Origin of the sequence: Treponema sp. SP13 (assembly GCF_050938355.1) — a bacterium.
Lineage (GTDB): Bacteria > Spirochaetota > Spirochaetia > Treponematales > Treponemataceae > Treponema_D > Treponema_D socranskii.
On the sequence record NZ_JADOVM010000001.1, the window covers coordinates 421,163 to 447,698 of the forward strand.

21 protein-coding genes are annotated in these 26,536 nt (G+C 51.0%); 4 read left to right on the forward strand and 17 right to left on the reverse strand.

Features of this window, described 5'->3' with window-relative positions; translation table 11 throughout:
- Positions 1 to 179 precede the first annotated feature (179 nt).
- From IZU26_RS01850 to IZU26_RS01860, 3 genes are all read right to left on the reverse strand, one after another.
- A complete protein-coding gene (locus IZU26_RS01850; RefSeq protein ID WP_433276313.1) occupies positions 180 to 1,457 on the reverse strand; it encodes an O-acetylhomoserine aminocarboxypropyltransferase/cysteine synthase family protein in 1,278 nt (425 codons plus the stop codon).
- Positions 1,458 to 1,546: 89 nt separating this feature from the next.
- The gene (locus tag IZU26_RS01855) at positions 1,547 to 3,466 is read right to left on the reverse strand and encodes a hypothetical protein (protein WP_433276315.1); all 1,920 of its coding nucleotides are present in this window, start codon (positions 3,464 to 3,466) and stop codon (positions 1,547 to 1,549) included.
- A gap of 30 nt (positions 3,467 to 3,496) precedes the next feature.
- A complete protein-coding gene (locus IZU26_RS01860; protein ID WP_433276317.1) occupies positions 3,497 to 4,423 on the reverse strand; it encodes an alpha-hydroxy-acid oxidizing protein in 927 nt (308 codons plus the stop codon).
- Between the two features lie 146 nt (positions 4,424 to 4,569).
- On the opposite strand from IZU26_RS01860, the gene IZU26_RS01865 reads away from it, so the two are divergent.
- Positions 4,570 to 7,293 (forward strand): DNA translocase FtsK, encoded by a 2,724-nt coding sequence (locus tag IZU26_RS01865; protein ID WP_433276319.1) that lies wholly within the window; start codon positions 4,570 to 4,572, stop codon positions 7,291 to 7,293.
- Positions 7,294 to 7,316: 23 nt separating this feature from the next.
- Here IZU26_RS01865 and IZU26_RS01870 read toward each other — a convergent pair whose 3' ends face one another.
- Positions 7,317 to 7,631 carry an isoamylase early set domain-containing protein gene (locus IZU26_RS01870; RefSeq protein ID WP_021330553.1) on the reverse strand — a complete coding sequence of 105 codons (315 nt, stop codon included), beginning with the start codon at positions 7,629 to 7,631 and terminating at the stop codon, positions 7,317 to 7,319.
- 114 nt (positions 7,632 to 7,745) lie between these two features.
- On the opposite strand from IZU26_RS01870, the gene metK reads away from it, so the two are divergent.
- Genes metK through IZU26_RS01885 form a run of 3 tightly spaced genes read left to right on the forward strand, consistent with a single transcriptional unit; the run spans position 7,746 to position 10,515 of the window.
- Entirely contained in the window at positions 7,746 to 8,915 is a 1,170-nt protein-coding gene (gene metK, locus IZU26_RS01875) for a methionine adenosyltransferase (protein WP_433276322.1), read from the forward strand.
- A gap of 4 nt (positions 8,916 to 8,919) precedes the next feature.
- Positions 8,920 to 9,564 carry an endonuclease III gene (nth, locus tag IZU26_RS01880; protein WP_433276324.1) on the forward strand — a complete coding sequence of 215 codons (645 nt, stop codon included), beginning with the start codon at positions 8,920 to 8,922 and terminating at the stop codon, positions 9,562 to 9,564.
- Positions 9,565 to 9,594: 30 nt separating this feature from the next.
- On the forward strand, positions 9,595 to 10,515 hold the full coding sequence (locus IZU26_RS01885) for a mechanosensitive ion channel family protein (RefSeq protein WP_433276326.1): 921 nt from the start codon (positions 9,595 to 9,597) through the stop codon (positions 10,513 to 10,515).
- Between the two features lie 7 nt (positions 10,516 to 10,522).
- On the opposite strand, the gene IZU26_RS01890 is transcribed toward IZU26_RS01885, so the two are convergent.
- The 13 genes from IZU26_RS01890 to IZU26_RS01950 form a co-directional block, all read right to left on the reverse strand.
- On the reverse strand, positions 10,523 to 12,031 hold the full coding sequence (locus IZU26_RS01890; RefSeq protein WP_433276328.1) for a phosphomannomutase/phosphoglucomutase: 1,509 nt from the start codon (positions 12,029 to 12,031) through the stop codon (positions 10,523 to 10,525).
- Between the two features lie 124 nt (positions 12,032 to 12,155).
- Positions 12,156 to 13,412 carry a M48 family metallopeptidase gene (locus IZU26_RS01895; protein ID WP_433276330.1) on the reverse strand — a complete coding sequence of 419 codons (1,257 nt, stop codon included), beginning with the start codon at positions 13,410 to 13,412 and terminating at the stop codon, positions 12,156 to 12,158.
- A gap of 223 nt (positions 13,413 to 13,635) precedes the next feature.
- Positions 13,636 to 15,132, reverse strand: a complete 1,497-nt coding sequence (locus IZU26_RS01900; RefSeq protein ID WP_433276332.1) for a dihydroorotase — start codon at positions 15,130 to 15,132, stop codon at positions 13,636 to 13,638.
- A complete protein-coding gene (locus tag IZU26_RS01905; RefSeq protein ID WP_253724996.1) occupies positions 15,132 to 15,587 on the reverse strand; it encodes an aspartate carbamoyltransferase regulatory subunit in 456 nt (151 codons plus the stop codon). Before IZU26_RS01905 ends, IZU26_RS01900 begins: the two co-directional genes overlap by 1 nt.
- 78 nt (positions 15,588 to 15,665) lie before the next feature.
- Positions 15,666 to 16,589 carry an aspartate carbamoyltransferase gene (gene pyrB, locus IZU26_RS01910; RefSeq protein WP_433276334.1) on the reverse strand — a complete coding sequence of 308 codons (924 nt, stop codon included), beginning with the start codon at positions 16,587 to 16,589 and terminating at the stop codon, positions 15,666 to 15,668.
- 100 nt (positions 16,590 to 16,689) lie between these two features.
- Positions 16,690 to 17,907, reverse strand: a complete 1,218-nt coding sequence (fabV, locus tag IZU26_RS01915; RefSeq protein ID WP_433276336.1) for an enoyl-ACP reductase FabV — start codon at positions 17,905 to 17,907, stop codon at positions 16,690 to 16,692.
- Between the two features lie 64 nt (positions 17,908 to 17,971).
- On the reverse strand, positions 17,972 to 19,240 hold the full coding sequence (gene fabF, locus IZU26_RS01920; RefSeq protein ID WP_433276338.1) for a beta-ketoacyl-ACP synthase II: 1,269 nt from the start codon (positions 19,238 to 19,240) through the stop codon (positions 17,972 to 17,974).
- Between the two features lie 152 nt (positions 19,241 to 19,392).
- Positions 19,393 to 21,084, reverse strand: coding sequence for an AMP-binding protein (locus IZU26_RS01925; RefSeq protein ID WP_433276340.1), 1,692 nt, complete (start codon positions 21,082 to 21,084; stop codon positions 19,393 to 19,395).
- Positions 21,085 to 21,140: 56 nt separating this feature from the next.
- Positions 21,141 to 21,932, reverse strand: a complete 792-nt coding sequence (locus tag IZU26_RS01930) for a TatD family hydrolase (RefSeq protein WP_433276342.1) — start codon at positions 21,930 to 21,932, stop codon at positions 21,141 to 21,143.
- Between the two features lie 102 nt (positions 21,933 to 22,034).
- Positions 22,035 to 22,634 (reverse strand): hypothetical protein, encoded by a 600-nt coding sequence (locus IZU26_RS01935; protein ID WP_310822623.1) that lies wholly within the window; start codon positions 22,632 to 22,634, stop codon positions 22,035 to 22,037.
- Positions 22,624 to 23,346, reverse strand: coding sequence for a hypothetical protein (locus tag IZU26_RS01940; protein ID WP_433276344.1), 723 nt, complete (start codon positions 23,344 to 23,346; stop codon positions 22,624 to 22,626). Before IZU26_RS01940 ends, IZU26_RS01935 begins: the two co-directional genes overlap by 11 nt.
- 103 nt (positions 23,347 to 23,449) lie before the next feature.
- The gene (locus tag IZU26_RS01945) at positions 23,450 to 25,204 is read right to left on the reverse strand and encodes a S1 family peptidase (protein ID WP_433276346.1); all 1,755 of its coding nucleotides are present in this window, start codon (positions 25,202 to 25,204) and stop codon (positions 23,450 to 23,452) included.
- An 85-nt stretch (positions 25,205 to 25,289) separates the two neighbouring features.
- Positions 25,290 to 26,531 (reverse strand): (p)ppGpp synthetase, encoded by a 1,242-nt coding sequence (locus IZU26_RS01950; protein ID WP_433276348.1) that lies wholly within the window; start codon positions 26,529 to 26,531, stop codon positions 25,290 to 25,292.
- Between the last annotated feature and the right edge of the window lie 5 nt (positions 26,532 to 26,536).

A 26,536-nucleotide genomic window follows, 5' to 3' on the forward strand; every position in this document is an offset into this window, starting at 1 on the left:
ATTCTCCGTAAATTTATTAAAAATTTGCGCTTAGTTTTCTACAATTTTATTTATTTTTTTAAGTGGACATTCACATTATTAATTAATTATACGTTATAAAGACTTAATTTTAAACTCGACGGGCTGTCGAAAAAGTAACCGACTTTTAAGACAGCCCCCTGCCGCGCGTATCTTCTGTTTTACACTGCTGCGAGCGCGCGGTCAACATCGGCGACGATATCTTCGACGTTTTCAAGTCCGCAGCTGAATCTCACCAAGCCGCCGTCGATTCCCGCCGCCGCAAGCTGTTCGTCTGTGAGCTGCCGATGCGTCGAAGAGGCGGGATGGAGCACGCAAGTACGGATATCGGCGACGTGAACTTCATCGGTTGCAAGCGAAAGAGAATCCATAAAGCGCACTGCAGCCGCTCGCCCGCCTTTGATGCTGAGCGCAATGACGCCGCTCGTCCCCTCGGGCAAATATTTTTTTGCAAGCGCATGATTTGCGTCTCCCGCGAGCGCAGGGTACGTCACCGATGCGATCTTATCGCTTTTTTTGAAATACTCGGCAAGCGTGAGCGCATTTTTACAATACTGTCTCATCCGCAGCGGCAGCGTTTCAAGCCCCAAATTCAACAAAAACGCCGAATGCACCGACGGATAACAGCCGAAATCGCGCATGAGCTGCGTCCGCGCTTTGACGATATACGCCGCTTTGCCGAATTCTTTCGTATAGGTGAGACCGTGATAACTCGGATCGGGTTCGCAAAAATCCGCAAAAAAACCGCTCGCTTTGTACGCCGCTTCCCAATCGAAATTGCCGCCGTCTACAATGACGCCGCCGCACTGAACTGCATGGCCGTCCATGTATTTTGTCGTCGAGTGAACGACGATGTCCGCTCCCCATTCGATCGGACGGCAAAGTATCGGCGTCGCAAAAGTATTGTCGATGATGAGCGGTACGTTTCGCGCATGAGCGGCTTTCGCCCACGTTTCAAAATCGAATACCGTAAGCGAAGGATTGGCGAGCGTTTCTCCGAATACCGCTTTCGTATTCGGCTTAAACGATTTGAGAATCGTATCGTAATCGGCGTCGGCGGAAACTTGAATACATTCGATGCCGAGCTTTTTGAGCGTAAAGCAAAAGAGATTCGTCGAACCGCCGTAAATCGCCGAACTTGCGATAAAGCTGTCACCCGCCGAGCACAGGTTTAAAATCGAAAGCAGGGAAGCCGCCTGCCCGCTCGATGTCAGCATTGCCCCGACGCCGCCTTCAAGATCCGCAATCTTTTTTTCAACGGCATCACAGGTCGGATTCGCCATCCGCGAATATATGTATTCCGTCGGTTTGTCGAAAAGAGCGGCGACATGATCGCAGGAATCGAATTTATACGTCGTACTCTGTACGATCGGCATAACGCAGGGTTCGCCGTTTTTCGGCTCATATCCCGAATGCAGGCATTTCGTTTCGATATTCATAGCTTACTCCTGTGAAAATAATATAAAAAACCGTACATCCGCGCGGCACGCGATCAAATCGATTGTATACCGCCGGCCGCACACGCGTTTTAAAAATACAGGCGCACTCCGCCGGAAACGATAGCGCCGAACTCCGTCGGATATTCGCTCGAATTCGCAACGTGATAGTCGTATTTTTTATTGTTGTTCGGAGTCCCGTCGATTACGGTAAAATAGCTGTAGACAAAGCCGACGTCGCCGTATACCGTCAGCGGTACTTTGAACTTGCGAAACGAATATTCTCCGCCGATTTTTACGATGTGGAACCACTGGTACGCCCCGTCGTGCAAAAAATATTTGCGCATACTTTCGCGCTCACCGGGATCGAGCTCCGAATACTGAGAGCTGCCGCGCACCGCCTGACTGCCGTATTCCGCGCCGTGCCTGATAAATTGATATTCTATATGCGCTTTAAGCGCGGCAAGCGGCGAAGCTTCGACGCGGACATTCAGTTCGTCCGAATTCGGCGGAAGATAATAGCCGATATTTTCGCCGGCGGTCATGTACGCTTCCGAAATATAGTGCGAATACCACGGTGTGTAATTGATGGCGTGGTGCGTATAGCAGTAGGGTTCGATCTTCGTGTAGCGGCATGCGACCGTCATAAACGGCAGCAGCGGAACATTCGCTTTTACGCCGACCTGCGTCGCGTACATATCGCGCGTCGCATGAATAAAATCGCCGAGCAAACCCGTCGAACGACTCAAACCGTTGAATTCGTCGAGAAAGAGCGACGCCCATACGGTACCGATTTTCGGATACGTAAACGCGATATTTCCGAACAACGCGATATTGTCCAAATCGCCGATATTGTTTTGATAAAAAACTTTATCCATGAGAGGATACAGATAGCCCAATTCGAAACGCTTCGGCCAGATAACCGTCGTGCCGAAGTCGGCGTGCACGTATTTGAAATTACATTCGAGCATCGCGATCGAATAGGCGTTTTGAAAAAACGATTCGTTTGAATATTTTTTGCTGTAATCTTTTTGGCTGTTGTAGATATCGCCGACGATATAATCGCTGTTCGGGAATTCGAGGATGCCGGTAAGCGTCGAAAGCGAAAACCAGCTGAACGGCGAAAGTTCGGCTTCGAAAGCGAGAAAAGGATGCGCGTAATTACTGAACACGAGGCTTGCGCCTTTGTCCATCGCCGCCCATTCGCGGTAGATGCGCCCGAAGCGCAGGAAGATTTTATCGTCGAGGAAACCCGCCGCCATTTCCGAATTGATTCCGAAACCGAGCGCACCGTCGTCGCACCAGCCTTCAAGACCGTTTGCCGATAAGTCGGCGACCTTATACATGGAGCCGTCCCATGTTTTGTGATGCGAAAACGGAAAAAACGCTTTATTCGCATAGGTTTTGATATACCTTTCGCCGATGCCGTCTTCGGTTTCCGTATACCACCACTTTCCAATACTGTATGTTCCCTGATTTTGCAGCACGGCGCGCGACGCATTGCCGAACAAAGTAAAATCGTACGAAAGATGCGTTCCCAAATCATCGCGCAGCGAAACGGCCGGACGAATCGTAAAGCCCCACTGATCGTCGTTCTTATCGGTATAGATGCCGCCGGAAGCGAATACGTCCGCTTTAAACGTGACATCGACCGTCGTCCGAATCTTTCCTTTTCCTTCATAATAATACGCGCCGCGCATAGCGTCCCTGCCGGGCATCCGCTTAAACTCTTCGAGCGTATCGTACAGGATTTCCTTTTCCGTTTGCGACAGGAGCGGAAAATCGGCTGCGTCGGAAGCGGCGATGATTTCATTGATCGCGTTTATGACCGTCTTTTCCGAATAGGGTTTTACTTTCGAAAGCGAACGGCACAGGCCGCACAGTTCCGCCTGTGCGATAATCGAATAAATCGGATGCTCTACGGGAACTGCCGCATACGTCTGCGCGAAAAGCATCGTTCCCGAAGCCGCGAACAGTACGGCACAAAAGGCAATAAACAATAATCGCTTCATAAAAACCCCTATATCACACCTCTATAAAACTCAATCGATAATTTCACCGGTGATAATTTCATCGATTTTTTTTACCATGCCGCCGATGCCGTCCGAAACGAGGGCGGCGATAAACGGGCGAGCTATGATGACTTGCGCCGCCCCGTAAAAAAGCGCAGTTTGTATATCATGACGCGTTCTGACGCCTCCGTCAACCCAAAGCGAACCGCAGTATTTTTTCAGCTCCGCTCCGTAGGCCGCGAGAAATTCCGCCGTACTTCCTTCGCGCGTATCGATGCGCCCGCCGTGATTCGAAACAAACGCGATATCGGGCTTTACCGCCTTTACGAGTTCGACATCTTCTTTGCAAAAGATTCCTTTTATCGCATACGGAACGCCGACTCTTTTTCTGATTTCGGCGATCTGCTCCGGCGTTTTCTTTTCCAAATGCACGAGATCCCGCATCGTTGCAATATTGTACGAATCGATATCGTTTCCGATGATTTCCGCAACGCCTTCGGCGGCGGCAATGCGCTCGAAAAGTTTTTCGTTCGGATAAGGTTTTAAAAATACGGCCGCTTTCAATTCCGGTTCGACTTTTTGCAATTTCCGTACCGCATCGAGCCCGTAGTGCAGTTTATAATCGGGATAACCGTCCCCGACACAGAGACCGATTCCCGCATTTCGAGCGGCGGAAAAATACGGCAGATAAAAATATTCCTCTTTTTCGAAGCCGATATTCTGCACTGCGCCGGTAACCGGCCCCACACGCACGGCGCGAGCGTCGATCGGCGTCGATAAAATCGCGTCGAGCGTTCCGGCGGATGCTGCCTGTTGCCAAAGGGTTTTCCAACCTTCGAAATTGAGCTTGAAATTTTTATTATTATTCACGCCGCCCATGCCGGGCACCTGTCCGATGCAGCCTCTCCCGTCGCACACGGCACATACGGCGCATTTAAATTCAAATCGATTTTCCACAGTACCCACCTGTTTCTGCATTATATACGAAACGGTGAAAGTTTTCCACTAAAACGGAACGGCTAATCTACCGATACTGTTAACATGGAACCGACTTTTGAGACAAACACTGCTTTTCTTAGATTTAAATTGCGATGGGAGTATAGATGGAACGTTTGAATAAGCCGAAGTACGCTGCCGGCATGCTTTTACTGCTGCTTGCCGCGTTTTTTTTCGTTTCGCTCATGCTGCAGCCTTTCGATTTTATCGCATACGGTGCGGGGTTTGGAAGCGTTTTGTTTTTGCTCGGCGCCATGCTCTTTTCGGTATACGGATTTTCAAGCGTCCTCGTTCCCGCTTTTTTATTTTTTGCAGCGATGGCGTGCTTTTCGGGAAAATGGACAAGGCGTAAAACGATGCGGCTTTTGACCGCCGTCGTTCCGTTTTTTACCGCCGTACTTACGGAAGTCATCTGCAAATCGATCGCGGAATTCAGCTCCGATTTTACCGGCATAAAGATCGGCATCACGATTGCGCTCGGCGCCATGCTTATCGTTATAGAATGGCTCGGAGCGGGCATCATCGCCGATAAAATCGCGAGGGCGGCAAGCGAAACAGGCGGCGAAGACGATGCGTATACGGCGGGCAGAGAGATCAATAAACTTGCAGAAGAAAACGCCGGCGCAGATAAAAATACGCAGACGGGTAACGATCTCTCATCCCCGTTTGAAACCGTCTTCGACAATACAGCAGACAGCGATGCGGACAAAAAAGACGATGCGGCATCGGTTATCTCGGAAGCGGAATTTACCGCGCTCACCGCGCATGACGATGCGCCGCTCGACGAAATCGAAGAGCTTGCATGGCCCGGCTTTCCTGCTGAAGACGATACGGATGCATTTGCAAAAGATGATGACGGCGCACGGCAGGGAAATAACGGCGGCAGCATATTCTCCGAAAACGACAATGCACCGTTTTGGGAGAGGGAAAACACCCTGCGTACAAAAAGAACCGACACAGCGGCAGACATCGAACCGACAGACGTTCTGCCGATAGAAGATGAGGAAGAACTGCCGGAAGGAGAAAATCTCTCCGATGATTTTTCCGAATCCGAAGCATTATTAAATTCCGAATACGATTTACCGCAGCAGGAAGAAAACGGTACTTCGCTCGATCCCGATTTTTTCGACATCGATATGAATGCGGAAAGCGTCGAAGAAACGAACGACGCAGGCGAACGGGAAATGCCGAGAGGCCTCGCAGAAAGCATATTCAGCGATATGGACGAAGACGTGCGCAAAGACGTATCGCATTTTAACGATGCGCTTACCGTCGATAGCCCTGTCATTCAAGATGCGAGCGTTGTGTCGACGGCACGTGCCAAAAACACAAAAGAAGAGCTCGAAGAGTTTTTCAACGGCGGCAGCGACGCTGAAAAAATCTCTCCTCCGAAACCGGAACCGGTAAAAAAGCCGAAGCCGAAAGGGCCGTATAAAATACCTACGGAATTATTAACCGAATATCAAAACGATCAATACTGGATCATCGACGACGAAACCAAACGAGCGTCGGCCGAACTTAAAGAAACGCTCAACGAATTCAACATCGAAGCGGATATTATCGGCATAAAAAAAGGGCCGGTCGTCACGATGTTCGAATTGCTTCCGGCGCCGGGCGTTAAGCTGAGCAAAATCGCGGCATTACAGGACAACATCGCGCTGCGCCTTGCGGCAAGCAGCGTCCGCATCGTAGCTCCTATTCCGGGGAAAAAAGCGGTCGGCATCGAAATACCGAACAAAGAACGCAGCATCGTCAGCTTTCGCGAAATCATCGAAAAAGACATGAGCGAATACAAAAAGATGGCCGTGCCGGTTATCCTCGGAAAAGACATTCTCGGAAAACCGCAGATCATCGACCTCGTAAAAACGCCGCACCTTTTGATCGCGGGAGCTACGGGCTCGGGAAAATCGGTATGCGTCAACAGCATGATCCTTTCGATTTTGTACAAACGGTCGCCGCAGGAAGTAAAGCTCATATTAATCGATCCGAAAATCGTCGAACTGAAACTCTACAACGATATCCCGCACTTGCTCGTTCCGGTCATCACCGAATCGAAAAAAGCGTTTCAAGCGCTACAGTGGGCGCTGTGCGAAATGGAGCGGCGCTATGCGCTTTTGGACGGCATGGGCTGCCGCGATGTGGCGAGCTACAACAAAAAGATCGAAGAAAAACATATCGCAACGGAAAAGATTCCGTACATCGTGCTGATCATCGACGAGTTTGCGGACTTGATGGCGACGACGGGCAAAGAACTCGAATCGACGGTCGCCCGGCTTGCGGCGATGAGCCGCGCGATCGGCATCCACTTGGTACTCGCGACGCAGCGTCCTTCGATCGACGTCATCACCGGATTGATAAAAGCGAACATCCCTGCGCGCATCGCATTTATGGTCGCGTCGAAGATGGACAGCCGCATCATCATCGATCAAGTCGGAGCGGAAAAATTATTGGGCAGAGGCGATATGCTCTATTCGAGCGCCGTCAACCCGTTTCCCGTGCGCATTCAAGGAACCTTCGTAAGCGATCAGGAAGTCGAAGACGTCGTTGAACACGTAAAAAAATACGGAGAACCTGAATACATCGATGAAGAGATTTTCGTGCCGGATGACGAAGAAGGCGCGGAACCGAGTTTATTCGACGGCGAAGACCCGCTGTACAACCAAGCGCTTGACATCGTCGTACAGTCGGGAAAAGCGTCCGCGTCATACATCCAGCGCAGGCTTAAAATCGGCTACAACCGCGCAGCGCGCCTCGTCGAAGAGATGGAAGCTCGGGGCATTGTGGGGCCTGCGAACGGCAGTAAACCGCGCGAAATCATTCACGTACCGTAATACGCAATTCTTCCGCCGCGTTTTTATTTTTTTGTGATGACGACGGAATTGTCAGCGTTGGAATACGGCGCGGGAATGTATTTATCCGCCTGCCAATCGTTTTCCCAGCGCTGCCCGTCGATGAGATAGCGAAATTGATATTCTCTGTCCGTTTCAAGATCCAACTTGACGGAAAACGATCCGTCTTTATTTTTTTTCAACGGCGTTTCGGTACTGCTCCAGCTGTTAAAATCGCCGGCGATATTGATCGTCTTCGCGACACCCGCCGCATCGGGGAGCACGATAAACGTGACCGTACATTTTTTTCCGTCTTTCGAAAATGATTTTTTTAACGCCATGGAAACACCTCCACATTATACTTTTTATAAGGTTCGCCGCACAGCTGTTGTCAATCCGCTTTAAATAGTATACTATACTTTCATCAATAAGTAAATAAATAATTCCGGAGTGCTATGAATAATAAACGCTATCTCTTTACGTCCGAATCGGTAAGTGAAGGACATCCCGATAAAATTTGCGACCGCATTTCCGATGCCGTACTCGACGCCTGCCTCGCCCGGGACGCGGAAAGCCATGTCGCATGCGAAACTTTTACAACAACGGGTATGGTACTCGTCGGCGGCGAAATTACAACAGAAGCATCGCTCGACATCGAACGGATCGCGCGCGATGCGGTAGAAAAAATCGGCTACACCGATGCCGCCTACGGTCTCGACTGCAACTCTATGGCCGTTCTCAACGTCATCCACAAACAATCGCCCGACATCAATCAAGGTGTCGTCGGCAAAGGCCTCAAAGAATACACCGGTCAGCAGGGAGCGGGCGACCAGGGGATGATGTTCGGCTTTGCGTGCAGCGAAACGCCCGAACTCATGCCCGCGCCGGTTATGTACGCGCATAAACTGCTTTTAAAAGCGGCCGAACTCCGCAAAGACAAGACGATTTCCTGGCTGCGCCCCGACGCGAAAAGCCAAGTGACGATCGAATACGAAGGACACGTTCCTCTGCGGATCGATACCGTCGTCGTCTCTCATCAGCACGATCCCTCCGTCGAATACGGCGAAATCAAAGAGACGATAATCGAGCGGATTGTAAAACCCGTACTCGATGCGACGGGTTTGCTCGACAAAGATACGAAATATTTTATCAATCCGACGGGGCGTTTCGTCACCGGCGGTCCTCAGGGAGATTCGGGGCTGACCGGACGCAAAATCATCGTAGACACCTACGGCGGTATGGGTCGACACGGAGGCGGCGCGTTCAGCGGCAAAGACCCGTCGAAAGTCGACCGTTCCGCAGCTTATATGGCGCGCTATATCGCAAAAAACATCGTCGCCGCAGGTCTCGCCGACAGAGCGGAAATCGAACTCGCGTATGCGATCGGCGTTCCCTTTCCCGTGTCGATTATGGTCGATACTTTCGGTACGGAAAAAACACCGGTCGAAAAAATTACGAAAGCCGTAAAAGAAATCTTCGACTGCACGCCTGCGGGTATCGTCAAAACGCTCGATCTCAAACGCCCGATCTACGAAGCGACGACGGCCTACGGGCATTTCGGACGCAGCGAATTCAGCTGGGAAAAAACCGATAAAGCGGATGCGCTGAAGAGTGCGCTGACATAATCCCATGACACTGCTGACAGAGCGGGAAATCTGCACGGTATTCGACCGTTTTAAAAAGCAAAACCCCGATCCGAAATCGGAACTCCGATGGAAAAACGCGTATACGCTGCTCGTGTCGGTCGTGCTTTCCGCTCAGGCGACCGACAAAAGCGTCAACGCCGCAACCGAAGCGCTCTACAAAATCGCCGATACGCCCGAAAAAATCATCGCCCTCGGACAAAAAAAACTCGAAACTTACATTAAATCGATCGGACTCTACCATACGAAGGCGGCGCACATCATCGCGCTCAGTAAAATCCTCATCAACGATTTCAACGGAAAAGTGCCTTCGACACGCGAAGAGCTTATGAAGCTTCCCGGTGTCGGCAGAAAGACGGCGAACGTCGTGCTCAATGTCGTCTTCGACAAACCGACGATGCCCGTCGATACGCACTTGCTGCGCATCTGTCCGAAAATCGGACTCGCCGAAGGCGCAACTCCGATTGCAGTCGAAGAAAGCCTCGTTTCCCGCATTCCCAAGCGATATATGCGCCATGCGCACCACTGGCTCATCCTGCACGGACGCTACGTTTGTACCGCGCGAAATCCGAAATGCGATACCTGTCTCATAAACGACATCTGCAAACACAATGACGTTTCAAAAAATTAACGAAAATTAATAATCGGCAAGAGGTTGAAAATGGACGAATCGACAAGCGCCGTAACGATCGGCGTACAGCAGGCGCAGGAACAGCTTTCCAAACACAAAGAGACGCTCTTTGCGTGGGTAAAATCGTTTTTTACATGGACGAATCTTTTTCGCGCTGCGGGAGCGCTCTTCGTCATCGGCATCATTTGGTTTTTGTATAAGCTCGCCTTCCATGCGCTCAATCGCATACCCGAACAAAAGATAAACAAAGAGAACAATCTCGCCTTGCATAAATTATTAAAATATGTCTTTTACTCGGTGATCGTCATGTACATACTCAGCTGCTTCGGCATCAAGTTTACCGCTCTGCTCGGAGCTGCAGGTATTGCGGGGCTCGCCGTCGGTTTTGCAGCGCAGACGACGGTGAGCAACGTCATCAGCGGACTTTTCGTCATAACCGAAGGCGTCGTCAAAGTCGGCGACCTTATCGTCGTCAGCGGAGTTATCGGAAACGTCGATTCGATCGATTTGCTTTCGACGAAAGTGCACACGCTCGACAATCAGCTCGTGCGCATTCCGAATTCGTCGATCATCAATACGACCTTTCAAAACAATTCGTACTACGCGACGCGGCGCATAACGTTTGCGTTCGGTCTAAAATACGGCACCGATATCCGCTATGCGCTCGACGTGCTTTTAAAAGCGCCCGAACTGTGCGAAACGGTTATCAAAAAGCCTGCGCCCGCCGTATGGGTGGACGGGTTCGGCGACAGCAATATAAATATGATCGTCGCAGTGTGGTGTAAGAGTTCGGATTTTCTCAAAACGAAAAACGATATGTTCGTCGCGCTGATGCGCGTTATGAACGAAAACGGTCTCGTCATGTCGTATAACTGCGTCGAAATCGTACCGCATGACGATTCGACCCCGGTGCCTCCGCCGGCAAAAAAATCCGGAGCGCGGCGAAGCTAGCGTTTTTTTACGGCAGGCACGACATATCGAGCTTGTCGAAGCCGGCGAGCAGGTTTTTTGCGATTTTAATAATTTTTTCCGCGTCGCCTTTGCGTCCTCCTTCGATGTTGAGCGGCATAACCGGATCGTGCAGGCTCAAGCGGAGAAGCATCCAACCCTGCGCGTCTTCTCCTTTAAATGAAACGCGGATCCCCTCGTAAGATTCCGGGAGCTCATAGCCTGCAGTTTCGGCGCGCTTTTTAAATTCGGCGAGTACGGTTTTGCCGTAGGTTTTAAAATCCTCCGTGCCGATTTTAAAGCGGTATTCGCATTCTTCAACGAGCGGCGGAAGACGAGCGATGAGGCTGTCTATCGTTTTCCCTTCCGCCTTCGCTTTTGCAAGCGCGATGATCAACTTTACCGCGAGGAAAGCGCCGTCGTCGAGATAGTAATTGTCTTTGAGCGCACCGTGTCCCGACGTTTCCATCGCAAGCGGCGAAACGATGCCCTTTGCGTTGAGCTTTTTGCATTTATTGATGACGTTTTTGTAGCCGCGCATATAGCGCAAATGGCGCAAGCCGAGCACTTTTTCCAAAAAATACGTAAGCCTGTCCGACGTTACCGAATCGGTGACGATCGTTCCGTCCGGATAAGAAGGCGCTAAAATCGCGGAAATCATCGCGATGATCGCATCGCGGTTTACTTCGGCTCCGGTGTGCAGCACGGCGGACATGCGGTCGACGTCGGTGTCGAAAATCAATCCCAAATCGGCGCCCGCTTCTACGGTTGCGCTTCGGGCGGCTTCCATCGCAGCTTTATTTTCGGGATTCGGGATGTGGTTCGGAAACATGCCGTCCGCTTCCAAAAAGCGGCTGCCTGCAGTATCGGCTCCGAGCGGCTGTAAAATCGACGAAACGAAAAAGCCCGCGCATCCGTTTCCCGCGTCGACTGCGATCCGTAAACCCGCAAGCGGTTTGTCGCTTTCGGATTTTGCAAGCTCCGCGCAGATAGTTTTACGCAAGTGCGCGGCGTACAGCGACAGCAGATCGAAAGATTCCAGCGGCGAATCGGAAAAAGCTTCATCGAGAGGCGCCGCGCTTTTCAATATCGATTCGATATCGTCATGTTCGAGACCTCCGTCGCGGTCGAAAAATTTTGCGCCGTTTCTGTTGTACGGAAGATGGCTTGCCGTCATCATCACCGCGCCGTCGTATTTCGTTTCGGGAAATACGGTCGACATAAACATAGCAGGAGTCGTCGAAAGGCCGCAGTCGACCACGCGCGCGCCTTGAAAGACCATGCCTTTTGCGAGAGCGGCCGAAAGAGACGGGCCTGAAATACGGGAGTCGCGCCCGATTCCGATCGTGAGCGCGGAAAGGGGTTTATCGATTTTTTTTGAAAGCCACAGCGCAAACGCCTGCCCGATGCGGCTGCACGCCGCTTCCGTAAAGTTGACGTTTTCGCCTTCGACGCCGCTTACGGCTATGCCGCGGATATCGCTGCCGTTTTGCAATTTCATCATATCGAATTCTATCATAGGACCACTATATAATAAAATAAAAAATTATATAAGGGCACAAAATTGTACTCGCATAAAAAGCAACCCGACCGCCGCTGTTCAGCGCCGATTTTACAATTTCCCGACGTAACCGACCGCGCCTCTACTCCAGCGCGCGAAGGCGTTCGAGCAGCGTCGGGTGCGAATACGTAAACGCGCTGTAGATTTTCGCCGTCCGCACTTCGCCGTTGTTTTCCCGATTCAATGCGATGAGTGCGGACGAAAGCGGTTTCCCGGACCCGCACAATTTCTTTGCGTACGCGTCGGCTTCGTATTCGTCTTTTCGCGAAAAGAAATTGGAAACAAGCCGAACAAAGATGCCGTAGCCGCCGAAAACTTCCGACAACAAAAAGAGCGCGATGAATTTCATGTACGGAAGCGCCGCATCATACGAAAAGCCGAATCCGCTGTAAAGCGCTTCGCATGAAGTGAGGCGGGCGGCGGCGAAAAGGACGATGTACACAAGCGGAATCGTCACGGCAAAACGCTTTACGATGTGATGTTTTTTATAGTGGCCGAGTTCGTGCGCGAGGACGGCGCCGACTTCATCGACCGAAAGCTGTTCGACGAGCGTATCGTAAAGCACGACGCGCTTGGTTTTTCCGAAGCCCGTAAAATACGCGTTCGAATGTTTGCTGCGCTTCGACGCATCCATGATAAAAACTCCGCTCGATTTGAATCCCGTGCGCTCCATAAAATCTGAAATGCGCGACTTGAGCGCACCCTCTCCGAGAGGAGTAAATTTATTAAAAAGAGGAGCGATGAGGCGCGGATAGATAAACGACATGAGAAGCGAAAACGCAACGTAAACGCTTGCGAGCACGAAGGGCCATGCGCTCACGTGTTCGAAGATCGCCGTCATCGCCGAAAGTAAAAGCACCGACACGATGAGGGCTAAGGCGATCGATTTGAGCTTATCCGCGATCCAAAGCCGCAGCGTCATCGAAGAAAAACCGAAGCGCTTTTCGATGACGAACTCTTCATACCATTCGAACGGGAGCGATAAGACGGCGGACGGAATCGATACCGTAAGCGCGAAGATGAGCGTCAGCGCATACGGATTGTCGGATACGGACTTAAGCGCACGGAAAACGTGCGGATAAAAACCCGAAAGCAGCAAAACCGCGCCGAGCGTCGTCGATGTACCGTATTCGAAAACCCAAAGGCGATAGCGCGCATCTTTATACGCACACGTTTTTTCCGCATCACGCGATGTGATATACGGCGCGAGTTCCGGAGGTATGTCGCGTCCGTATTTTTTTCGAAACACGTATTGGAGTCTCTCAATAAAATTATGTAATAAAAACGAAAGAAAAGTTCCGACACAATAAAGTACGACAAAAAGGTTCGAAAATTGCATGGCACGAGTATAGCACGCAGCGTCCGTACGGAGCAACCGCACAAGATTACGTCGCGCTCGGCGTTTGCACGGAGCAAGCGCGTGAAATGAAGTCCGCACTCGGCGTTTGCACAAGATGCGTCCCGTGCGCGGCATTCGCTCGGCGTTTGCACAAGATGCATCGCGCGCGGCGTTTACACGGTACGATCGCGTTCACCCGACAGCGCCGATGCGTGAGCATCCGTTACAGTACCCGCCTGCCTGCGACAAAGAGCTCTTTTACTTTGCCGACGAGTTCCCGGCCGTTGAACGGGGTCGCTTTCCCCTTGCTGAAAAAGGCGCTCGTGTCCACCGTCCACTTTTCTTCCGGATCGACGAATACGATGTCGGCGTCGAAACCGGGAGCGAGTACGCCTTTGTTAAGACCGAGGATGCGCGCGGGATTTGCCGACATGAGAGCCGATAATCTCTTCGCTCCGAGCTGACCGCCTGCGACGAGGACGGTATTGCACACCGCAAAGGCCGTTTCGAGCCCCGTAAAGCCGGGACTGCCTGAGACTTTGTCTTCAAGCGTATGCGGCGCATGATCGGTTGCGATGACATCGACCGTACCGTCGCGAAGCCCTTCGAGAAGCACCACTCGGTCGTCTTCGCTCCTGAGCGGCGGATTTACGAGCGCGCGTATAAAAGGTTCGTCGGTACCGCAGAGAGCCAAGTGATGCGGAGTGACTTCGCAAGTAACGCGAAAACGTTTTTCTTCCCTCGCTTCGGGGACATAGCGCGTACCGTCGAGGACGGCTTCGTAGGCGGCGTCCGCTTCGTCGGCGAGGTAATCCGCTTCATCGTCCGAAAGCGATTCTTTTGCGCTGCGCACCGCGTCGAGGGCGGCGGCCGTACTCACGTGTGCGATGTGCACATGGCACCCCGCTTCGCGTGCGATCATGATATTGCGGATCGTCGCGCTGTTTTCCGCAAGCGCGAGCAGATCGTTCGCTTTTGTCAAAAGGCTCGCGATTTTGTCGAGCACTTCGTCTGGAACGTCATCGTCGTCGTCCGCTCCCCACGCGGCAAGGTGATAGGATTCCATCAGTTTAAGCGCTTCACGGCGGTAGGTTTTTGCCGCGGACGCAAGCGATGCGTCTTCGCTGTGACAGCTTACGATGATGCCGCGGCGGGAAGCTCTCGTCATCGCGTCGAGCATGACGGAAGCGGATGCGACATCGTTTCCGTCTTCGGTGATAAGCGGCACTCGAGATGCGTCGAGGTCTTCGATGTGTCGGGTATCACTGCCTCCGAAATCCTTTGTGATGCTCACCGACTGTATCATACCGGCAAGAGCGAGAGATGCCGCTTCCCTGTCGATTTCGAGCGCGCTCATCTGCGACGAAACGACGGGAATCGTGTTCGGCATCGCAACGACGGTACCGAAGCCTCCGGCACAAGCCGCGCGCAATCCGCTTGTCAAATCTTCTTTTTGCGTCTGACCGGGATAGCGCAAGTGCACGTGCATATCGATAAAAGCGGGCATAAGCGTGAGCCCCTGCGCGTCGACGTATTCGACGGAGGGATGCTCGTAGCCGTCTTCTGCGAGTACGGAAAGCGCAAGGGCTTCCGTCGTTTTTTTGTTCGTAAAATAGCCGGTATAGACCGCGCGGATTTTATCGTCCACGACAAGCAGTGCTCCGGGCGTGTCGATCGCTTCGTCTAGAAGATGTGCATTGTAAAAAAGAAGAGCGCGCATCACGATTTTGCCTCCACGGGATTTCCGTCTTCACCCGCCGTATACAGCGCGTCGCAGTATTCGCAGCGGTACAATCTTTTCGTACGGTCGACGAGCAAAAAGGTCGACGGAACGAAGTTTTCGCTCGCCGTGATACAGCGCGGATTTTTACAGCGAAATACGTTTTGCACGCGCGGCGGCAGGGTCATATTGATTTTCCGAACGACTTTTTCGTCTTTAATAATATTGACGCAGATATCGGGATCGATAAAGCCGAGTACCGAAAAATCGATGTCGATGATATTGTCGATTTTTATCAAATCTTTTTTGCCGCTCTTTTGCGACGGCACGTTCATGATGAGTGCCGACGTAAAAGAAGAAGCGTCGAGACCGAGCCGGCGGAAAATGCGCCAGCCCGTACCCGCTCTAATGTGATCTATTACCAAACCGTTTTTAATCGCCGTTACGTTCATCAACGCCTCCGCTTGTATCGGGAACCAAAAAAACTGCAATGTAAGGTCGCTTAAAAAACCGACCGAATTTTTAAAACCGCCCTACAGACAGCCCGTCAATTTTGCAATGAGCGCCATGCGCGCATACATGCCGTACTTCACCTGCCTGAAATACGCCGCACGCGGATCGTCGTCGATTTCCGGCGCTATTTCGTTTACGCGCGGCAGCGGATGAAGCACGATCATATCCGGCCTCGCCAGCTTCATCTTTTCTTTGTCAAGGATGTAGCTGTCCTTTAAGCGGATGTAATCCTGCTCGTTGAAAAAGCGTTCTTTTTGCACGCGCGTCATATAGAGGATATCGATCGTATCGATAACGTCTTCGAGACGGTACGCGCTTTCATATTCGGCGCCCGAGGCATCGAGCACGCTTTCCTGAATGTATTCGGGAATTGCCAGTTCGCTCGGACTGATAAAGACGAATTTATTATTTTTATAGCGGCACATCGCCTGCACGAGACTGTGTACGGTACGCCCGAATTTCAAATCCCCGCAAAAACCTACGGTAAGATTTTCAAAACCGCCGCGAAGCTCTCGTATCGTCACCAAATCGGTGAGCGTCTGCGTCGGGTGGAAGTGGCCTCCGTCGCCCGCATTTATGATCGGACACGACGAAAAACGGGATGCGAGGAGCGCCGCACCTTCTTTCGGACTGCGCATCGCGATGACGTCTACATAGGATGAGACGACGCGGATCGTATCGGAAAGAGATTCCCCTTTTGCCGCGGAGCTTGACTGCGCATCCGAAAAACCCTCGACCGCGCCTCCGAGACGGAGCATCGCCGCTTCAAAGGAAAGACGCGTGCGCGTACTCGGTTCAAAAAAAAGCGCCGCGAGAATTTTCCCGCGGCACACATCTTGAAACGCTGCAGGATCGACGATCATCTGTTCGGAAAGAGAGCAGATTTCATCGATCTCTTCAACGGAAAGATCATCCGGCTCTATAAGGTGGCGCCCTTCCAACATACGAATCCTCCGCAGCTTAGGCTCCGCCCCGTTTTTGCGCCGAGCGCAAAAGACGGAGCAAAATTATTAATTAATAATTTTCATCGGCATCAAGCGCCGTTCAATCGATCGTATCCATACGCGCGACGTCCTTATCGTAATCGACGCCCGCGATATCGAACCCGTTTGCAGCGAGAAAGTCGTGCTTGTAGCCTTCGAGGTCGCACAGATCCCGGAGGTTTTCCTGCGTCACCGACTTCATGCTTTCGAGGCACTTTTTCTGCACGTCGTCCGCAAGTTCGAGATCGTCGATTCTGATGCGGTGCTCGCTGTCGGTCGGAACCGTACCGTCGGCCGTATAGAGCCGTTCGGCAAAGAGACGCTCCATCTGTTCGATGCATCCTTCGTGCGTTCCCTTTTCTTTCATCACTTTAAATAAAATCGACAGGTACAGCGATATGATCGGGATGACCGCGCTCGAACGCGTGACGAGTCCCTTGTTGACGGAAATGTACGCGCCTCCTCCTACCGACGATTTCAGATCTTTGTCCAAGTCGAGCGCCGCTTTTTCCAAATCGAGCTTTGCAGTACCGATCGTGCCGTCGCGGTAAATCGCATGGCTGAGTTCCGGTCCGATATACGAATACGCGATCGTACGGCAGCCTTGCGCAAGGACTCCCGCATCGGACAACTGTTTGATCCAACGCCTCCAGTCGTCTCCGCCCATCACTTTGATCGTACTTGCGATTTCTTCTTCCGTCGCCGGCTCCGCGCTCGACTCTTTGAGCGTCTCGGTCATAATGTCGATACACTTTCCGCTGTAGGGCTTTCCGCGCGGCTTGATCACCGATTTGTAGAGCACTTTCGTATCGGGGTCGGTGCGCACGGGACTTGCAAGACTGTAAATTATTAAATCGAATTTGGCTCCGAGCTTTTTCACTTCGTCGATGACGAGCGCTCTCGTTTCGTCGGCAAAAGCGTCTGCATTCAGCGTGACGGATGCGAGTCCTTCTTTTTTCGCCGCGCGGTCGAAAGCCGCATTGTTGTACCAACCGGGCGTGCCGCCCTTCGTTTCGGTTCCCGCTTTTTCGAACGAAACACCGATCGTGTCGGCTCCGTATTCGAATGCAGCGACGATGCGGCTTGCAAGTCCGTATCCTGTCGAGCAACCGAGGACGAGCACGGTTTTCGGCCCCGCCCCGCCTTCTTTTGCACCCTTGATACCGCGCTTTTCTTTTTGCGCCTTGATATACGCGATTTCGTTTTCCGTTTCTTTTGCACAGCCTACAGGATGCGCGTTGATACAGATGCTGCTTCGAACCATCGGTTTAATAATCATAACTACCTCTCATAAAAACACTCATAAAAACTTTAGCGGACTTCGAATCAACTTCCGCCTCTCTTTATTCGTACCGCTTAACGATGACGCACCCGTTATGTCCGCCGAAACCGAGCGATACGCTCGCCGCTGCGTCGATGCACATTTTTCTGCCTTTGTTCGGAACGTAATCCAAATCGCAGCCGTGCTCGACATCGGGTTCGTCGAGGTTCATCGTCGGAGGTGCAAAACCGTCTCCGATCGCTTTGACGCAAAAGAGCGCTTCGATAATACCTGCCGCTCCGATCATGTGACCGGTCATACTCTTCGTCGAAGATACCGCCAATGTATACGCGTGATCGCCGAAAGCGCGCTTTATCATTTTCGTTTCCGTTTCGTCGTTCGCCTGTGTCGACGTACCGTGCGCGTTGTAATACTGAACCGAAGAAGGCTGCATACCCGCGTCGGCAAAAGCGCGTTCGATACAAAGCGCTCCCCCCGAACCGTCGGGAGAAGGTGCGGTTATGTGATAAGCGTCGCTCGACGATCCGTAACCTGCGATTTCCGCATAGATGCGCGCACCGCGTTTTTTCGCGTGTTCGAGTTCTTCGAGCACGAGGGCGGCGCTTCCTTCGGCCATGACAAAGCCGTCTCTCGCTTTGTCGAAGGGGCGGCTCGCTTTTTCCGGACAATCGTTGAACGAAGATGCGAGCGCTTGCAACACTTGAAAGCAGCCTATGCTGAATCCCGTAATGCACGCTTCCGTACCGCTTCCGATGCATACGTCCACCCTGCCGCTTCGAATCAAATCGGATGCGAGGCCGATCGCATCGGTTCCGGAAGCACAGGCGGTCGAAATCGTCCATACCGGACCGTGCACACCGAGGAACATGCTGACATTCGCGGCAGCTTCGTTTTGCAGCATCATCGGAGCGGTGAGCGGCGGAAGCCGGCTCACGCCGAAGCGGGGATCGCAGTATTTTTTAAAACCGTCTTCGATCGCGTCGTAGCCGCCGATGCCGACGCCGTTTACGATGCCCGACGCGTCCTGCCCGAAAGACGATTCGTCGTAGCCCGCGTCGCGGATGGCCTGCAGAGAAGCGGCTGTGAGAAAGCGCGTAAACCGCGCCATTTTGCGCACGACTTTGTGATCCAAACCGTACGCGTCGAGTGAAAAATCTTTTACTTCGGCTGCAATCTTTACGGGATAATCGGAAGCATCGAAAAGAGAAATTTTTCCGATGCCGCTTTTGCCGGCTTTAATACCCGCCCATGTCGATGCGACATCGTTTCCGAGCGGAGTGACGGCACCCAAACCCGTAATGACGACACGCCGCCGTGATTGAATATCCATTGATTCAGTGTACAAGGTATGACGTTTTTATTCAATAAGTATAAAACGGCAAAAACCATACTCACTATGCGCTATCCGCTGGAAGACATTTCAAAATAACCGGTCTTATCGAAGCGAAAGTCGAACGGTTATAGCAGCCCGCCGAAACGGTTTCAGATCCTGCCTTTCTTTTTCATCACCGAATCTTTGTCCTTTTCGCGGATTTCGACGCGGCGGATTTTACCGCTGATCGTCTTCGGCAAGTCTTTAACGAATTCGATGATGCGCGGGTGTTTGTAGCTCGCCGTCTGATGCTTTACATAATCCTGCAGTTCAAGTTCAAGCGCTTTGCACGGCTCAAAACCGACGTTGAGCACGATCGTCGCTTTGACGATCTGTCCCCGCCGCTTGTCTTCGACACCCGTCACCGCGCATTCGAGCACGGACGGGTGCTTCATCAGCACGCTTTCGACTTCGAACGGACTGATGCGGTAGCCCGAACTTTTAATAATATCGTCGTTGCGTCCGATAAACCACAGATAGCCGTCACTGTCGTAATAGGCGGTATCGCCGGTATGATAGAGTCCGCTGTCGAACGCCGCCGCCGTCAGAGAAAAATCGCGGTAATAGCCGGAAAACAAACCGAAGGGACGCTCTTTGTCGACGTGAATGACGATTTCTCCCGCTTCTCCCGCTTCGCACTTCGTACCGTTCGGCGCGATGATATCGACATCGTAGCCCGGTGCAGGCTTTCCCATAGAACCGGGTTTCGGCTCCATACCGGGAAAATTGCCGATGATGACGGTCGCTTCCGTCTGCCCGTACGCTTCGAACATTTTAATGCCCGTCTGCTCGTAGAATTTATTGTACACTTCCGCGTTGAGCGCTTCACCCGCCGTCACGCAATAGCGCAGATTCGACAGATCGTATTTTTTCAAATCCTGCCGGATAAGATAGCGGTACACGGTCGGCGGCGCACAAAAGGTCGTCACTTTATAGTGTGAAATCTTTTGCAGCATCCTGTCCGGTTTAAAGCTCGTCATATCGTACGAAAAGACCGCCGAGCCTGCAAGCCACTGACCGTAGAGTTTTCCCCACACCGCTTTTGCCCAGCCCGTTTCGGCTATCGTCAAATGCAAACCGTTGTCCACGACATTTTGCCAATATTTTGCCGTCACGATATGGCCGAGGGGATATACGAAATTGTGCTGCACCATCTTCGGATAGCCGGACGTACCCGACGTAAAATACAGCAGCATGATATCTTCGTTGCACGTCGCTTTGTCGCCCGTCGGCCGATCAAAATGCGCATCGTATTTTTCGATCTCTTTGTGAAAGTTTACCCATACGCCGCGCTCCTTTCCGACCGTCACGAGCGTCTTTACGGAAGGAGATGCGGCGATCGATTTTTCGATCTCTTCCTGTACTTTCGGTTCATCGAATGAAATGATCATCTTCACTTCGGCGGCTTTATTGCGGTATTCGATATCTTTTTCGAGCAGCTGATCCGTCGCCGGGATGCCGATCGCGCCGATCCGGTGCAGCGCGATGATAAACCACCAAAACTCGTACCGGCGGCGCAAAATGAGCATGACCGAATCCCCCTTTCCGATACCGTACGCCGTGAGAAAATTGGCAGTACGTTTCGACATCTCCGAAATATCGGCAAACGTAAATATATGCTCTTCGTCGCAATCGTCGCACCACACAAGCGCCCGCTTTTCCGGATCATCCGCCGCATAGCGGTCTACGACATCGTATGCAAAATTAAAATTATCGGGAATTTTAATTTTAAAATTCTTTTTCAAATCTTCATAGGACAGATAGTCCCTGTCGTTTTCAACAAATTCTTTATACAGCACCATATAACAATTCCTCTTCAAATTAACCCGCACAGTATAATCGATACCCGTAAATAATGCTAGCCGATATATCGTCCGATATTCGACGTTTCGAAAATTCTCTCGGCGTTCTTTTGCAAAATCGATTCCGCCTCCGCGTATCCGATGCGCTTTACGTCCGCGATATCCTGTACGACGCGCTTTATCAAAAGCGGCGACGAATCCTCGCCTCCGAGCCACACTTCTCCCGTCGGATTATCCGTTTCGGAAAGCAAAAACTCAAGAGGCGTCCGAGCGAGCAGCGCTTTGATATGATCGGAATAGCGCACTTCGCAGCCGAAGGTCTGCATATACCCGCGCGATAAAAAAACATCGTACGGCGAGTCCGGCCCGTCGTACCAGTGGATGACGGGCTTTGCGTGCGGGAAGTCCGCAAGAATGTCTGCGATGCGCGATTCGGCGCCCTTCGTATGCACGACGCAATATTTTCCCGTGCGTTCACAATGGTCGAGCATACAACGGAACACGCGCTCCTGCGTTTTGTGCGGCGCCTTTTTTTCCCAATAAAAATCGAGCCCGATTTCTCCGATGATAGGCGATGCACCGAGATACGATTCAAGCAGTGCGGCAAGCTCGCCCTCGCTTTCCGGCAAACCCGCGCAATACGAGGGATGGATACCGAAGGTAGGAATTATTAAATTTTCCCCGTGCAAAGCGAAGGAGCGAGCTTCCGAAAGCGTTTCATTCCACGTTGCCGTATCGACGGAGGATGCGACCGTGAGGATTGCGTTTTCTCGAATGCATTCGAGCGCCGCATCGCGCTCATCTCCGCGCCGGTACGCATGCAAATGCGTGTGAAAATCGACAAGCATGCGTCCAGCTTATCTGAAAAGCGAGGATTGTACAAACGGAAAAGCGCATACAAGGAAAACGGGGCTGTCTCAAAAGGCGGTTACTTTTTCGACAGCCGGCTTTTATTTCTTTTTTTCTTCTTTGTGTTCGATCAATTCCGCACGGTAAAGCTGCACGTCCGCACCGAGCTTTTTTTTGAGCAACTTTTGTGCCGCATCGAATTCATCGATCCGTTTTACTGCGGACGGCATTAAATCATATCCTTCAAGCGTGTAGACGAAAGTTCCGAGATACACATAGCGTGCTTCGGAAGGAAATGAAACATCTACTCCGACGGGAAGCTGCAACATAGATAAATAATCTCTGCCGAATAATCTTACTATAAATTGTTGCAGATAAAATCGTTTTCGCACATCGCTCGCATTGAATATCATTTGGGAAAACTTACCGAGCTCTCCGCACATGGGGAAAATCGGCACGTCTTTAGGGGGAATTTCGTAATACACGTATCCGTAACTGGGAACGCTCCCTTTATATCCTATTGCATCGAATCCTATGGCATAAAAATCCATGTCAAGATTGTTGGTGAGCACGACACGGCAGATAAAAGCGACTTTAGATCCGCCGACTTTTTCCCATTTAAATTCTTCCGGCTCTTCTGCAAATGCGGTCGCACAAAGACATACGAACATGGCAATCGTTAATAATTTTTTATTTTGCATTTTGTACCTCCGAAAGGCGCGCAGTGAGAAGCGATTCCCATGCCGTATCCTTATAATACTTGAGCGCATGTTCAAGTGCTTTTTGTTCGCAAACGCGCAGATCCGGTATTTTCCATGCGCCGCCGTATGTTTCTCTTATTTTTTCATCGTTCGCATACGTACGGCAGATATATCGCTCATCACCGGAAAACAGATCTTCAAAATCTCCGATATAGTAAATGCCCGGTTTTTTCGGCGTCGTAAAATCGTACGGGTGCGTTCCGAAACCTTGTATGCCGTTGATAATGTAATCGATCCGATATCTGCTCATAAATATCCGTTGAAAATAGAGACGGTATTTCCCGCCCGGAACGGTCGGTTTGAAGAAAAAATAATTTTTACCGATATATTCCAAATGCTGTGCGGGTTTTGTCGTATCGATTTGAATGTAGCGGGCGATTTCAGGCGGGATTACTCCTAATATTCCCTTTTTAAAGGTATTGCAGCTTCCGTATACCAGCACGGAATTCTCCGGCGTATACGTTTCGCATAATTTTTTAAGCCGCTTGCGTTTTATCTCCGCAAACGCCGAATTGTAGATCTCCTCTTCGTTTGTTCCATCGCTGGCTGCTATCATCTCCGAGGATTGTGTCTTTGCAAAAGACATCGAAAAACATCCCATCAACATCGTCGTCACCGTAACGAGCACAACGATTCCTATTATTTTTTTCATCTTGTTATTTGTCTCCTATAACACATAAAACATGCGTCCGAAGAAAATGGAACCGTCCGAAAACTTCGGTTTTGAACGGTTTCTTCGATTTGTATATGCAATGTTATCGTTCCACCAATTTGACGCCGGCAAAGACGAGAACGCTGTTCGACCGTTCCGCAATGTCTTTGAAAAATACGGAATAATTCGAATGCATATACTGTACTCCGACCATCGGAGCAAACCAATCGGTTACGCGATATGCCGCGTATGCGCCTCCGCCGATACCGAAATAAAAACGGTCGGAACGATTATCGCTTGTCATCGTTGCCGTGTTTGCAAGTCCGAGCCGAGCTTCCGCAAACGGCGCGACAATAAATTTATTAAACGCAAGCGGCACTTGAAAACGGATCGCGCCGCCGGCGGTCGTCATCGATTTTGCTTCCCGGTATTTTTCCTCGTTATACTTATCCAAAATGGCAACATCGTCGACTTTTTCCGTTTGGATAAAGGGCCCGCCGCCGAAGAATTTTCTCATAAACAGCACCGACAGATTGAAACCGGCGGATTTTGTTTCAAACGGAATAAGCGCACCGGTTGAAACATTGATAAGATACGGATCGTCAACTTCAAGACCGTTTACGCTGGAAACCGAAGCCCGCTTTTTCGAAACCTTTTTCGCGGCTTTCGTTTTTTTCGCCTCTCCGAATTCCGAGAGTCTCCAGTTTCCCTGCTCTTCCGTCCACAGCGACGGAATCGCATCTTTCCCTTCGGGTGTAAAAGAAACCTTCATACCATTCGTCGATTCTTCCGCAGCTCCCGCCTCCGTTTTCAACGCGCCGTCATCTCCTTGAAATGCATTCCACACTTTGTATGCGAGCGCATAGCGCAAACCTTCGATCGGATCGTATGAAAATATTTTAGCGATGACGGAACGAACGCTTGACGGAGCCGTAGCGAGCGCTTTCATAAATTCGTCGCCGGCGCTTTTTGCAACCATTTCATTCGAAATGTATTTTCCAAGCGAAAAAAACATTTCGTCTTTATCTGTCGTCGATGTAATAAATTGTTTTACGCGGTCGTCGATGTTTTGCTTTTTCCTTCCGGCAATGCTCCGCTCCACAAAGGATTTGACGACCGACGCGGGGATCGAAAAATTCGTCGATTCGCGGTACGTCGCTTTCCACGTGTTAATTCCGACGACGGTGTATCCCGCTTCTGCTTTTGCATTCGCCGTCATAAGCGGCCCGCCGGAGTTTCCCGCATCGACTTGCGCCGAATGCTGGATAAGCGTCGAAATATCGGGAGAAAGAAGCTCTTTGATTTTCGCGCGCGCGTTCGTTACCGTACCCTTACCGAGCTGCCACATCGGATCTGCACCTAAACCCGGAAAGCCCGCCGACCACACTTCGTCGCCGTCGTGCACTGCAGCACCGCTGAGCGTTAAACCTTTTCGCGCATACGTGTCGGGCAGAGCGACGAGGGCTATATCGATATCTTCATCGGCTGCGATGATTTTGAGCTCTTTGTAACTCGAATTGGAACCGTCTTCGTTTTCAAATTCGACGTCGACCGTTTCCGCTTCTTTGACAACGTGACGGTTCGTGACGACGTAAGGTTTGTTGTTTGATGCGTAGAGTACGAAGCCCGAACCGAATGACCCCTTTAAATACACGTCGATATCTTTTGCATATGCCTCATATCCGCGGTTTGAAAGTTCGTCGCGGTATTCTTCCAAAAAGGAAACCGTTTTTTCCGGCAAATTGCTGCGCACGATGCAAACGTAATTTCGCAGCGGCGCCGTAAAAGCTGCTGTAGCTAAAAAGCACAGGACCAAAACGCCGTAAAAGCGTTTTTTATTAAAATTGCTAATCTCCATGCTTTGTATTATAGCGACAGGGAAATAATTATGCAACGGAACGTCGAAAGCGTCGAAAGCGCATTGTCGAACGCTCTCCTCAGATTTAAATTTTATCCATAATTTTTGCAAGCAGCGCGTTGCATGCATCGTCGTTTATGCCGAGCTTTTCCGCGGCGCGTATATCGCCGAGCGCGCTTTCGTATTCGCATCTTTCATAATACGCTTCCGCCCGATGATAAAACGCGTGAGACTGGTATTCGTTGATCGCAAGCGATTTTGAAAAACGGTCGATCGCAGCGGTATTGTCGCCGAGAATGCCGTAGACGATTCCCTCATAATACAGGGCGCGGAAGTTTTGAGGGTTATGTGTCGAACTCGCTTGAAAATCTTCGAGAGCTTTTTGATATTCGCTTTCGGTAAAATACGCCATACCGCGGTGCTTATGTATGACGGACAACACGACGGCCGGAGGCCGCGGAGAAGATTCGATGATCTGCGTATAGATTTCGATCGCCTTTGCCAAATCGCCGGTATTATGCGCGTGAATTGCATCGAGGAGCAAATCGTCGATCGTCCCTTTTGCAAAAGGAGACGGGCTTCCTTCCGGTTCGGGAGTTTTTTTAATTTCGCGTTTAATCGCATCGAGTTCATCGACTTTTTCATAAAACAATTTTCGCCGCTCGTTCACTTCGCCCTGCAGTTTTTTTTGATAATCGCGGATTTCTTGAAAAATCGTATCGGCAAGCGTCAGCGACGCATTGATCGATGCAAGCTTTCTGCGAAGCGGTAAATCGAACGGAGAAAATTCGCTTTTATAGATAAGCTCGTGTTCGACTTCCGCCCATGCGTCCTGTAAAATCGTGCGGATTTGAATTTCGCATACGATATCGTTTAAGCGCGGAAGCGACGGAAAATCGGACGGCGGCGGAAAACACGAATCGGGAATTTTTACGAGGATATGAATCGACTCGTATTCGAAGGCTTTGAAATTTTGCGCAGGCCCCTTTTGCTCGATTTCCCGTACATCGAAGAGCCCTTGCACTTGTTTTAAAACGACGGCGATGTCTTCGAGAAACGCGCAGATAATCCGTATGCCGATCATATCGGTAAGGCAGATGAGAGAGTCGTCGTCGGGAGAGGGAACTTTTAAGCGCAAAATTTTTTTATAGTAGCTGTCGAAAGATTTGATGCGCGCTTTATACGTCGGAGGAGAAGCGAGCGTCACGGCACGTTCGAGCCGCTTTTGAATGTTTTCCATAACGGCATAAAAATACGGCGCATACGCTTCATAGTTTTTTTGAATATGGATTTTTGCCGGCAGATTATCGTAAGACTTGTGTTCCATAGATT